Below are 11,951 nucleotides of genomic sequence, written 5' to 3' on the forward strand. Positions count from 1 at the left end.
GTAATTTTTGTTTATCTCTTGCAATCCTTAAGTAAATATAGTACATTTTTGGTAGCATTACACATACTTAAGGAGGATTTTATGAAAAATCCCAAATTATTAGAAACAATGAAAGATTACAAGGGACGGGATGAGGTTCCCGCAGACTTTGATACCTTTTGGAATCAAGCCTTAGCAAAGATTACTGAACTGCCTAAATACAAGCTTGAAGAACGAGATTTCAGCATTCCAAATGTTGTTTGTTATGAATTAACCTTTAAAGGGACACGAGATGGTCTTGTTTATGCGCGAATTGTTTTTCCAAAAACAGATCAAAAGGTTCCAGTTATTTTTCATTTTCATGGTTATATGGGCCGTTGTTGGGATTGGACAGACATGCTGGCTTATACAGTAGCTGGCTATGGAGTTGTGTCTATGGACGTAAGAGGTCAATCAGGTTATTCAACAGACGGAGATCGATCACCACTTGGAAATACTGTAAAAGGACAGATTATCCGCGGAGCTGTGGAAGGTCCAGATGAGCTATTTTATAAGGATGTCTACTTAGATCTTTACCAGTTAATTGAAATTGTAGCTAGCTTTCCTCAAGTTGACGACAGCAAACTCGCTAGCTATGGAGCCTCTCAAGGTGGTGCCTTGGCCCTGGTTGCTGCCGAATTGAATCCCCGAATCCAACGAACGGTAGCCATTTATCCATTCTTATCGGATTTAAGACGTGTATTAGAGATTGGGAACACCAGCGAGGCCTATGACGAGCTTTTCCGTTATTTCAAATTCCATGATCCATTCCATGAAACAGAAGACCAAATCATGGAGACATTAGCCTATATTGATGTAAAAAATTTTGCCCACCGCATTAAAGGACAGGTTCACATGATTACCGGGCTAGATGATAATGTTTGTTATCTTGAGACACAGTTTGCCATTTATAATCGATTAGAAGGTCCAAAAGAGCATTTAATCATGCTAGAATATGCACACGAAGCTATGAACGTTCATGTCAATGATCGAATCTATAATTGGCTCTGTGGTAGCAAGATTCCATTTCAATATGTAGTAAAATAAGATCCAGAAGAAAAACAATCAGTAGATCCGTGAGATTTGCTGATTGTTTTGTTAAAAAAGTATACAGTATAGAAAGAAAACTAAAACAGTCCTATAAAAACTAAAAGTTTATGTACAATTGACTTAACTAGAGCTAAACCATTGATACAACTGAATTAGAAGCATAAAGTACATTCTTTAAAAAGTGTACTTTATTTTTATTTTGTACATTATTCTGGAGTGGTATTTTGTATGTTTTCTAGTTCATAACATCATCTGATTTAAGGGATTATTTTGTACATTTTTTACTCTAATAAGTGCAGAAGAAGTGGTGGTTCAATTGTACATTTTTTTAAAACTTATTTATGTTCCTACTTAACACAAGATATAGATTTTTATTTTGTTGATGGTATAATTAATGATAGATGATGCGCTATTTCTAAACGTAAAATACAAGATTTTCTAATTTATTTTCTTTTAGACTAGAAGATTATTGCAATAAATACTATGTATAAACTATTAAAAAGGTAGGAGCTATAATGGCCGATAAATTTGGACAGTTTTTTAAAGATACACTAAAAGAAATTCTCGTAGAACATGTAAAAGAATTAAAAAATCAATCTGAAATTGATAAATTTTATGAAAAATATGAAAAGGCTGATTTTTCAGGATTATATCTAGAAATGATTAATGACACTTCAAATCAAATGGTAAGAGATGCTAAGATGATAATGCATGAGAATACGTTACTGTTTAGAGGAGAGGAAACAGAAATAATTGCAAGAATAGAGCAAAAGTGGTCTAATGCGTTTGCTACATCTGAGACCATGTATATGATGGTTCTTGAATCTGTAAAAGATTATTCTGATTATGTAAATAAAATTGATAACAAGGAGAGAGAAAAATCTATTCATAAATACACAGCCTTAAAATACATACACGGAAGAGGTCTACAACAATTTTTAGAGATAATCACTTTAATGAAAAATGGATTTGCTGATGGTGCGTATTCTAGATGGCGTTCACTTTACGAATTAAATATTATTGCGTCGTTTATTTCAGAATATGGAGAGGAAGTTGCTGAAGCTTATATTTCATCACATAATACAGAAGATCGTTATGAATGGGCAAGAGCTTGTGGTGAATTTAGTCCTAAAAAGAGATATATAAGTTTTGACGATATCAGAAAAAAATCCAATTTCCCATCAGAATTATGGCAACAACCATATCGAATCTCTAATGAAGTCACACATGCATCATCACAAGGCACATTTAATCGATTAGGTCTAATGGACGGGGAAGAGAAAATAAGTGTAGGGCATACTGATTATGGACTAACAATACCTGGTGAACACTCTGCTATAACAATAGCGCAACTTACGGGGTTGCTTTTGATGGTATATCCATCTGGTGATTCTATAATAGCTGCAAAAATGCTAAATAAGTGGATTGATGTGGTAAGAGAGCAATATTTTAAAACACATGACTATATTTTTCCTGATGAACCCAAATTATGGAATAATGAAAAAAATTTAAGTCTAAGATAGATATTTGATAGAATAAAAAAGTACAAAAAATTAAAATTATTTTTATTAAAGACTCAGCAAAACACAATATATTGTTTTTTTTATTTGTATACATAAAGTTTTCATTGAAAATTACTACATGTTAAAACTAAAAAATTTTGTACTTTTCCCGAGACAGTGGATAAACCCTTGATACAACTGAGTTTAAGGAGTAATGTAGACTATTTGAAAAATGTACTTTATTTTATTATGTAAAATTGAAAAAGCTAGAATAACGTTCATCGTGGTATCTATATTGTAGTCCATTAGGAGATTTTTTAATGTATATTTTAGAAGAAAGTTTGGTGAAGTTGATGAAGAGCAAAAGTACATTTTTAGGTATAGAAAAACAGACACCGAAGTAAGATGTCTGTTCTCCAATCTATTTTAGATTATTGTTCTTAAAAATACATACTAATTCTTGAAGAATAATCCTTTGTAAGTCTTAGTTTTACTGGGGGTTCGTGGTATAATAGAATTATTACTACAAAAATTAGGAGTTATTAAGATGCTCAACTTATATTGTGATGAGTCTTGTCATTTGGAAAATGATGGTGAGAGTGTAATGTTAATAGGAGGGATTTCTTGTCCAGACTATGTAAGGAATATTGTCTATAAGGAGATAAAAGAAATAAAAAGAAAACACGGTATTTCTTCACGTTCTGAAATAAAGTGGAGGAAAGTTTCAAATTCTAAAATTACCTTTTATGAAGATCTTGTAAATTATTTTTTTGATAATGAGCATCTTAATTTTAGAGTAGTTATAATAGACAAAAATAAATTAAACCATAAGAAATATAATCAAACCCACGATGATTTTTACTATAAGCAGTACTTTTATTTAGTAAGAAAATTTCTCTTTGAGGATGATGTTAACGTTTTTATAGATATAAAAGACACAAATAGTATTTTAAAAGTTAACAAGTTAAAGAATATTCTTGAAAACTGGAAGCAGTCACCCAAACATATCAAAAATATTCAACAAATTCGCTCTCATGAAAACTCAATAATGCAATTAGCTGACCTATTGATAGGGGCAGTAGCTTATAAAAATAGGAGCTTTGAAAGTAGTTTAGCTAGAATCAGGCTAAGTAATTTAATCTCTAATAGAGCTAAGCATGAGTTAACAACGAATACAAAGTATAACGCAATAAAATTCAATATTTTTAAAATGGAGTTAAGTGATGAGCAGTAACGTAACAGATTTTTGTCCTATCCTTCCTCCGAAGATAACACTTGATCAATTTAATGGTGACTATGCTCTTTATGATGATTTTTTATATGAGAATGTATTTTTAGAGCAATTGTTCAACTTCAAGATAACTTTTAGAGGGAAATTTGTCGAGTTAAAGTCGTATCCGTATTTTGAAGGTAAAGAAGATAGTTATTTTCATCTTACCTGTAAAAATTTTGATATAGATTCAGAAGAACGAGAACCTGATTTAAGAAGGAGCGAAAGATTATGTTGGTTAAGACCTGCAATAGAAACGGATCATAACAAGATTTGCAAACAAGATTGTTTCTTAATATATGAACGACCGTATAAAAAATCTAATAGAATATTTTTATTAGATCCAGTAGATCGCTATTTTATTGTACTTGAAGAAAGACCTAGTTACTATTTATTGATAACAGCATTTTACATACACTATGATAATGTACTTCGAAAGAAACTGAAAGAATACGATAAATATAAAACTAACTGAGAAAAACAGAAAACGTCCCTATGATTAGGGACGTAATCGCAATCTCCTTCAACAACTTGGTCGATGAGTTAACTATATTATACCAAAACTATAAAATATTGCAAGTATTTAATTAACAGACAGCAATAATTTCAGAGATATTCTCCCAAATGTCCAAATGGATATCTCTATTCCCGCATGAAATTTATTTACAAAGAGTACATTATGGACTTACAAGAACTTTACGACAACCTATCAACTGAGTTAAACACTCTTGGTATTCGGTTAGATAAAAATATTTACCAAGGAATGCAAAAAGAATCGCTAAAAGGATTTCTTAGTGACTTTGAGAAGCCGGTGTATTAGGCACACCTTTGAAGTCAACTCAAGGATGTAGAATCTTTGGATAGCTATCAGAGATTGTTAGATGGGACTGATGACCGCCAATCTGATTATGTTAAGCAATCCATTCAGCGCTTTTACACGGAGTTTGTTGAATCAATCAGGGATGAATTATATTAAAGAACACTGATGACAAAAAGTCTGGCAAATTCCTTGTCAGACTTTAACTATATGATTTTAGTAAAGTATATTCTCACTAAAATTCAGGTTTAATAAATTTCCAGTTTTCACTTTGATAGGGTAGACTTTAGGATATTTTTGTTCCAAAAAAAAACTAAAAGTTTATGTACAATTGATTTAACTAGAGCTAAACCATTGATAAAACTGAATTAGAAGAATAAAGTGCACTCATTAAGTAGTGTACTTTATTTTTGTTTTGTACATTTTTTGTTGATGGCTTAATCAATACTACATCTCTATCAGGCAATTCAGACTCCATTTAGTCCTCTAAAACCCATGTTGAGTGTGTATCTTTGCTGGTAAAAGCTTAGAAACCTTGTAGCGAAGTAATAATGAAAAGCCTTTATTATAAAGGTTTTTCATATTCCAATAAAGAACTTGACATTATTAGTTACTTCCACTACAATAGAATTACATACCATTGGTATGATAGAAAGGGACTGGAATGGCAAGAAATAGAAACTCACATGAAACTAGACAAAAAATACTAGAGGTCTCTAAAAATTTATTTTTAGAAAAAGGATTTGATAATACGTCAATACAAGATATCATAGATGGGTTAGGTGGATTAACAAAAGGTGTTATCTATCATCATTTTGAGTCTAAATACGATATACTGCAAACAATCATTAGCGAAAATAATCAAGAAATTTTAAATTATAATTGGAGAGGAAATACTGGGTTAGAAAAGATACAAAATTCTTTGATGGACTCTTTCTCTAATTTTGAACACCAAAGGCTCGTTTACTCTGCCTCAATCATGCTTAGAAGTCCACGTTTGTTAGGAGAGCAGTATCTAGGTCTATTTTCTGATTTTTTACCCGAAATTAGAGAAAAAGTTTACGAAGGAGTTGAAGATGGGTCTATTAAAACAGAATATCCAGAAGAGCTAGCAGATTTAATTGTTTTAACTCTAAATATTTGGATTGGTTTTCAAATTTCCGTTTTTTCATTAGTAGAATTAAAGCGCAAAATGAATTTCATTAAACTTACTTTTGAAGGTCTAGGGGTACAGTTAATTTCTGATGAAATGATGGAGGTGATTTTCAACTTATTTGATCACTTAAAAAAATAGTAAATAAGTAGTCGCATGACATTCTTGTTAATACTAATTTCTATTTATGTATTATCAATTGAATAAACTATATTACATAATTTATAATTTAAAAATAACACACTTAAAGTGTGTTATTAAAAATCCACTATACATACCGTAGGTATGTTTATTTTTCAGTGTAGCCATACCGATAGTATGTATGGTGTAATTGTCTGAAAAATAAGCTAATTTTTAAATATTTGTTGAGATTAGTTTGAATAGTTTACTCTTTATTTACACTTTGGAGGAAAGAATCTATGTTATCGCTTATTAAAATTGAATTAAATAAAATTTCTAAACCTAAATTATTTTTAGCCTGGTTGTGTACTATTTTTATAGTGTTAGGCATTACAGCAATCATTATTATGGGTTTAGGTACTGACAATAAACTAGGAGAATTCGCTGGTCAGGATTCTAATGTTATTAGAGTTACTGGTAAATGGGAAGGCTGGGCAATTGTAGCTTCATTGTTTTCATCTTTATTTACAAAAGCAGCATTTTTGATTTTCGAATCTTATTTATTATCTACGATTATCATTGATGAATTTAAACGAAGAACAATTTTTCAGTTGTTTTCTTACCCTATTTCTAAAATAAAGTTACTATGGGGAAAAATTCTTTTAGTCATCCTAATATCATTTATTGCCCATTTTTCTGCACATTTAGTTATTCAAATATTCATTAGATTCATGGCTGTTGTAACTGAATCTAGTTGTATCCCTGTAGCTAATCAATTAATTAACTTAGCTGGAATTACGTTTGGAACAGTACTAATAGGGTTATTACCATTTGTTTTAGGTATGATTAAGCATTCAACAGCTATAACAATGCTTACAGGACTTGGTTTAGCAGCATTACTTTCGAATGCCAGTCCAGGAAGTTTATCTAATAATATTGCTGATAACTTATTCTTTTTGATATTTGCAAGTTTCATAAGTTTAATGATTACTTCATTTTCAATTTATAATATTTCAAGACAAGATAATAGTATCAAGTAGCATAGCTGAATTTAATTGAAGGAATGTGATAATTCCTTGATGATTTCTATAAAAAAAGAGGCTGTATAAGTTGGTATTTATGCTCCAGGAGAAAAATTCTTTCATTTAAAGCTGGATATAGAAAGAGAGATAGAAATGAGAAATATTGTTGAAATAAAAGAAGTTTTTAAAACAATTGATAAAGAAGAAATTTTAAGTGGTATCAACCTTCAAATTGCTGAAGGAGAAATCTATGGTTTTTTAGGACCGAACGGTGCTGGAAAAACAACGTTAATGAAATGTATGTTAACCTTATCAACAATTACATCAGGTAGTATTGAAATTTTTGGGAAAAATCTACAAGAACACAGAGAAGAAATCCTAAGTCAGATTGGAAGTATTATTGAATCACCAATTTTTTATGATAATTGCACTGCAAAAGAAATTTTGGAAATTCACGCTCAATATATGGGGAAAAATATTATTGAATCAGATATAAAAAAAGCCTTAAGAATGGTCGGCTTAAAAAATACGACTAAAAAAGTAAAAGATTTTTCGTTAGGAATGAGGCAAAGGCTTGGTTTAGCTCGTGCCTTTCTAACAAAACCTAAATTGTTAATTTTAGATGAGCCAATCAATGGTTTAGATCCAATAGGGATTCAAGAAATTCGAAATCTTTTGTTGTCGCTTTCTAAGGAGCATGGAATTACTATTCTAATATCGAGTCATATATTATCGGAAATTTCACAGATAGCAGATAAAATTGGCTTTATCAAAAATGGAGAAATTGTAGAACAGGTTTCTATGAAAGAGATTAGGAGAGAGAATATTGACTTAGAAGAATATTTTATGTCACATTTTCTAAATGAAATTAAGAATTATGAGGTAGATTAAGGATGAAACAATTGATAAAGAACCATCAGAAGGCTTTTTATGCTTTCATGATATTTAATATACTGGTCCCTTTAACTAATATTGCTTTTGCTTATTCTATTAAAGGTATTATTGATAGTGGCATGTCCCAAAATAAAGAAGCCTTAACTCAAGCGGTACTAGTAGGAGCTACTGTTATTTTCATCTATGCAGCACTCAACTTTATATCTCTTCGATTGAGAAATAAACTTGTTAGGCAAATCATGTCAAGATACAAAAACAAGGTGTTCCAATCTATTTTAGATAGGGATTATAGAGACTTTTCTAAAGAAAAATCAGGGAAATTTATTTCCGTATTAACCGAAAATATGAAGAAAATTGAGCAAGATTATCTATACCAGTATTTTAATATTTCAAAAAACCTTTCCTTAATGATTTTTTCACTTCTAACTATGTTTATAGGTAATTGGTTTTTGACCTTATTAGTTATCATTGCTAGCATCATTCCGATGATGATTTCAGGATTTATTGGACAAAAATCAGCCTCTTTACAAAATAGAGCTATGGTTGCCGATCAGAAGTATTTAGCTAAGGTTAAAGATATTTTAGCAGGATTTCTTGTTATTAAAAGTTTTAATGTGAAAGAGGCTATCTGTGAGGATTATAGTCATGAAAGTGAAAAATTTGATGAAATAAATTTTATAAAAGGGAAATTTGACGTTTTAGCTAATGTTATTTCACAGCTTTCAGGGATGATTGTTTTTTTGGTAGCCTTTGGTGGAGGGATGTATCTCGTATTTAATAGCTCTACCACAATTGGGAGTGTAACAGCTATTGTTCAACTGGTCAATTTTGTAGTAATGCCACTGAATGAAGTTGGAATGGGAATAAGTAAATTTCGTGAAGGTCAGGCAACACTAGATGCATTTGAGGTAAAAGATGTAACTGAGCTTCAGACTGGTGAAACAAAAGAATATTTCGATGATGTTATTTCTTTTTCAAATATAGACTTTTCTTACCCTAATACTAAAGAAAAAATTTTTAACCATTTATCTTTGAAGATTCAAAAAGGAGAAAAAATTGCAATTGTTGGAATGTCAGGGAGTGGGAAATCAACTTTGCTCAATCTATTACTGCGTTTTTACGATGTAACAAGTGGGCACATCTCCATTGATAATATAGATTTGCAAGCTATTTCAGTAGAGAGCCTTTATAACTTAATGACAATTGTTCAACAAGACGTTTATATCTTTGATGATACTTTAAGAGCAAATATTACTCTTAATCAATCCTTCACTGATGAGGAAATAAAGCAAGCTGTACAGCAGTCGGGTTTAGAAAGTTATGTTTTAGAAAATGAATCTGGTCTACAAACTTTATGTGGAGAGAATGGCTCAAATCTATCTGGCGGACAAAAACAAAGAGTTAGTATTGCGCGTGCCTTGATTCGAAAAACACCAATCTTATTATTGGATGAGGCTACTTCATCTTTGGATAATCAAGTAACTACTGAAATTGAAAGTTCAATCTTGGATATTCAAAATTTGACTGCACTTGTAGTAACCCACAAGTTGAATGAGAACATTTTGAAAAAATACGATAGAATTCTCTTTATGAAAGATGGCGTTATTGTTGAAGATGGTTCTTTCAGTGATTTGATGGATAGGAGAGGTGAGTTTTATAAGTTGTTTGAGTTGAGTGTGTAATTCTCTTTCATTTTATAGTATAATTTTATAAAACACTCTATCCTTTTCGTTCTATAATATATAAGCTTGCTAGCACCACATGTTGAGGCGGTAAGTTTGCTAGTCAAGGAGTAAAACGACGAAGATTAGCATTTACTTCCGCCCATGCGATAGCTGTCCGTGATTGACAAGTGCTAGCACGCAGACAGAACGGAGATAGCGAACCGCTGAGTGTGTCGCTCTGCTCGTAAAAGCTTAGAAACCTTTGAACGAAAGGGATAATGAAAGCCTTGATTGCAAGGCTTTTTGCTTTATGGTGGGTAAGTATCAGAGTGAGAAAATTTTTGGAATGAGTAGAAGTGATAGCTAGAAATTATCAGTTTCTATTTCCATTTACCCTGTGGGTACGTGTTTGTTTCCATTGACAAGGAGTTTGTGGGAATAGAAATGTACCCACCTTGTTTGAATCAAATGAAGTGTAGTTGAAGGAAATCTGTTGAAAGCAATACTTCATTTTACCGAATAAGTAATAATTTAGGCAACTTCAAATCGATTAAAAAAAACTATTTTAAAGGTTAAGAGTAGACAAAAATTGTCCACTCTTTTTTGCAAACTCAATTTATCAATAAATGAAATGAGGGAATGTAAAATGAAATATTTTGAGGTTGAGTTAGAAAATCCTGATGAATTTTTAAAACTACAAACAGAAGATTTTGTGAAAGCTAATCGCTTGCTACTAAGGAAGATAATCCAGAGCGTTACAGTCTATGAAGAAAACTTCGTCATATCCTTTAAATCTGGCATCGAATTGGAAGTATGAGTCTCATTCCATAACTTTTATATTGAACATATCATCTTGTTGTGTTATACTATAAATTGATATAAACAAAGATGTAGGAGGAACCGAAACTATGACAGCCTCAATGCGTTTAAGATAAGCTGGCAATAAAAAAAGCAGAATCTATACCCGATGATAGGCTTTTTTGTTGTGCTTATTTATACGATATTGAGCATTCATTAGTTACGGTGAGGATATTGGTTATTTAACTATACCTTTATTTAACTATGTCTTTAATATGAATGTTTCCAAATTGTATGTATGCAGACCAAAAGCCACATTGTGGGGTTTGGCCTGCATTTTTTATTGCCTAGAATGCTATTCAAAATAGAAATTCAAGCAAAATAATATGCAGGAGATAATATAAATGGAAAAATACAACAATTGGAAACGAAAATTTTATGCAATATGGGCAGGGCAAGCAGTATCATTAATCACTAGTGCCATCCTGCAAATGGCGATTATTTTTTACCTTACAGAAAAAACAGGATCTGCGATGGTCTTGTCTATGGCTTCATTAGTAGGTTTTTTACCCTATGCGATTTTGGGACCTGCCATTGGTGTGCTAGTGGATCGTCATGATAGGAAGAAGATAATGATTGGTGCCGATTTAATTATCGCAGCAGCTGGTGCAGTGCTTGCTATTGTTGCATTCTGTATGGAGCTACCTGTCTGGATGATTATGATAGTATTGTTTATCCGTAGCATTGGAACAGCTTTTCATACCCCAGCACTCAATGCGGTTACACCACTTTTAGTACCAGAAGAACAGCTAACGAAATGCGCAGGCTATAGTCAGTCTTTGCAGTCTATAAGCTATATTGTTAGTCCGGCAGTTGCAGCACTCTTATACTCCGTTTGGGATTTAAATGCTATTATTGCCATCGACGTATTGGGTGCTGTGATTGCATCTATTACGGTAGCAATTGTACGTATACCTAAGCTGGGTAATCAAGTGCAAAGTTTAGAACCAAATTTCATAAGGGAGATGAAAGAAGGAGTTGTGGTTCTGAGACAAAACAAAGGATTGTTTGCCTTATTACTCTTAGGAACACTATATACTTTTGTTTATATGCCAATCAATGCACTATTTCCTTTAATAAGCATGGAACACTTTAATGGAACGCCTGTGCATATTTCTATTACGGAAATTTCCTTTGCATTTGGGATGCTAGCAGGAGGCTTATTATTAGGAAGATTAGGGGGCTTCGAAAAGCATGTATTACTAATAACAAGTTCATTTTTTATAATGGGGACCAGTTTAGCCGTTTCGGGAATACTTCCTCCAAATGGATTTGTAATATTCGTAGTTTGCTGTGCAATAATGGGGCTTTCGGTGCCATTTTATAGCGGTGTGCAAACAGCTCTTTTTCAGGAGAAAATTAAGCCTGAATATTTAGGACGTGTATTTTCTTTGATCGGAAGTATCATGTCACTTGCTATGCCAATTGGGTTAATTCTTTCTGGATTCTTTGCTGATAAAATCGGTGTAAATCATTGGTTTTTACTATCAGGTATTTTAATTATTGGCATTGCTATAGTTTGCCAAATGATAACTGAGGTTAGAAAATTAGATTTAAAATAAACAATATTGGAGGAATATTTA

The 11,951-nt window shown here is 31.9% G+C and carries 11 protein-coding genes; all 11 read left to right on the top strand.

Annotated elements, in window-relative coordinates; translation table 11 throughout:
* Positions 1–81 precede the first annotated feature (81 nt).
* The 11 genes from QM830_RS03170 (at position 82) to mef(A) (ending at position 11,930) form a co-directional block, all read left to right on the top strand.
* Positions 82–1,065 carry an acetylxylan esterase gene (locus tag QM830_RS03170; protein ID WP_414325613.1) on the top strand — a complete coding sequence of 328 codons (984 nt, stop codon included), beginning with the start codon at positions 82–84 and terminating at the stop codon, positions 1,063–1,065.
* A gap of 518 nt (positions 1,066–1,583) precedes the next feature.
* Positions 1,584–2,591: a DUF5677 domain-containing protein gene (locus QM830_RS03175; protein ID WP_000763879.1), complete on the top strand. Its 1,008-nt coding sequence runs from the start codon at positions 1,584–1,586 to the stop codon at positions 2,589–2,591.
* 526 nt (positions 2,592–3,117) lie between these two features.
* Positions 3,118–3,804: a DUF3800 domain-containing protein gene (locus tag QM830_RS03180; protein WP_000933618.1), complete on the top strand. Its 687-nt coding sequence runs from the start codon at positions 3,118–3,120 to the stop codon at positions 3,802–3,804.
* Positions 3,794–4,315: a hypothetical protein gene (locus tag QM830_RS03185; RefSeq protein ID WP_000097857.1), complete on the top strand. Its 522-nt coding sequence runs from the start codon at positions 3,794–3,796 to the stop codon at positions 4,313–4,315. Before QM830_RS03180 ends, QM830_RS03185 begins: the two co-directional genes overlap by 11 nt.
* Positions 4,316–4,519: 204 nt before the next feature.
* Positions 4,520–4,660 (top strand): hypothetical protein, encoded by a 141-nt coding sequence (locus tag QM830_RS03190; RefSeq protein WP_006151551.1) that lies wholly within the window; start codon positions 4,520–4,522, stop codon positions 4,658–4,660.
* A gap of 661 nt (positions 4,661–5,321) precedes the next feature.
* Positions 5,322–5,951 (top strand): TetR/AcrR family transcriptional regulator, encoded by a 630-nt coding sequence (locus QM830_RS03195; protein ID WP_000113543.1) that lies wholly within the window; start codon positions 5,322–5,324, stop codon positions 5,949–5,951.
* A gap of 278 nt (positions 5,952–6,229) precedes the next feature.
* The gene (locus tag QM830_RS03200) at positions 6,230–6,970 is read left to right on the top strand and encodes a hypothetical protein (RefSeq protein WP_414263453.1); all 741 of its coding nucleotides are present in this window, start codon (positions 6,230–6,232) and stop codon (positions 6,968–6,970) included.
* A 135-nt stretch (positions 6,971–7,105) separates the two neighbouring features.
* Positions 7,106–7,843 (top strand): ABC transporter ATP-binding protein, encoded by a 738-nt coding sequence (locus tag QM830_RS03205; RefSeq protein ID WP_001244586.1) that lies wholly within the window; start codon positions 7,106–7,108, stop codon positions 7,841–7,843.
* A 2-nt stretch (positions 7,844–7,845) separates the two neighbouring features.
* Positions 7,846–9,528, top strand: a complete 1,683-nt coding sequence (locus QM830_RS03210) for an ABC transporter ATP-binding protein (RefSeq protein ID WP_414263452.1) — start codon at positions 7,846–7,848, stop codon at positions 9,526–9,528.
* 628 nt (positions 9,529–10,156) lie between these two features.
* Positions 10,157–10,327: a hypothetical protein gene (locus tag QM830_RS03215; RefSeq protein WP_000873143.1), complete on the top strand. Its 171-nt coding sequence runs from the start codon at positions 10,157–10,159 to the stop codon at positions 10,325–10,327.
* Between the two features lie 385 nt (positions 10,328–10,712).
* Positions 10,713–11,930 (top strand): macrolide efflux MFS transporter Mef(A), encoded by a 1,218-nt coding sequence (gene mef(A) / locus QM830_RS03220; RefSeq protein WP_000417519.1) that lies wholly within the window; start codon positions 10,713–10,715, stop codon positions 11,928–11,930.
* Positions 11,931–11,951 lie beyond the last annotated feature (21 nt).

Source organism: Streptococcus sp. OMI750 (assembly GCF_047463895.1).
Taxonomy (GTDB): domain Bacteria; phylum Bacillota; class Bacilli; order Lactobacillales; family Streptococcaceae; genus Streptococcus.

What these genes read in the sequence shown, in the direction of transcription:
- QM830_RS03170 (WP_414325613.1), top strand. Translation starts at nt 82, where the DNA reads ATGAAAAATCCCAAATTATTAGAAACAATGAAAGATTACAAGGGACGG.
- QM830_RS03175 (WP_000763879.1), top strand. Translation starts at nt 1,584, where the DNA reads ATGGCCGATAAATTTGGACAGTTTTTTAAAGATACACTAAAAGAAATT.
- QM830_RS03180 (WP_000933618.1), top strand. Translation starts at nt 3,118, where the DNA reads ATGCTCAACTTATATTGTGATGAGTCTTGTCATTTGGAAAATGATGGT.
- QM830_RS03185 (WP_000097857.1), top strand. Translation starts at nt 3,794, where the DNA reads ATGAGCAGTAACGTAACAGATTTTTGTCCTATCCTTCCTCCGAAGATA.
- QM830_RS03190 (WP_006151551.1), top strand. Translation starts at nt 4,520, where the DNA reads ATGGACTTACAAGAACTTTACGACAACCTATCAACTGAGTTAAACACT.
- QM830_RS03195 (WP_000113543.1), top strand. Translation starts at nt 5,322, where the DNA reads ATGGCAAGAAATAGAAACTCACATGAAACTAGACAAAAAATACTAGAG.
- QM830_RS03200 (WP_414263453.1), top strand. Translation starts at nt 6,230, where the DNA reads ATGTTATCGCTTATTAAAATTGAATTAAATAAAATTTCTAAACCTAAA.
- QM830_RS03205 (WP_001244586.1), top strand. Translation starts at nt 7,106, where the DNA reads ATGAGAAATATTGTTGAAATAAAAGAAGTTTTTAAAACAATTGATAAA.
- QM830_RS03210 (WP_414263452.1), top strand. Translation starts at nt 7,846, where the DNA reads ATGAAACAATTGATAAAGAACCATCAGAAGGCTTTTTATGCTTTCATG.
- QM830_RS03215 (WP_000873143.1), top strand. Translation starts at nt 10,157, where the DNA reads ATGAAATATTTTGAGGTTGAGTTAGAAAATCCTGATGAATTTTTAAAA.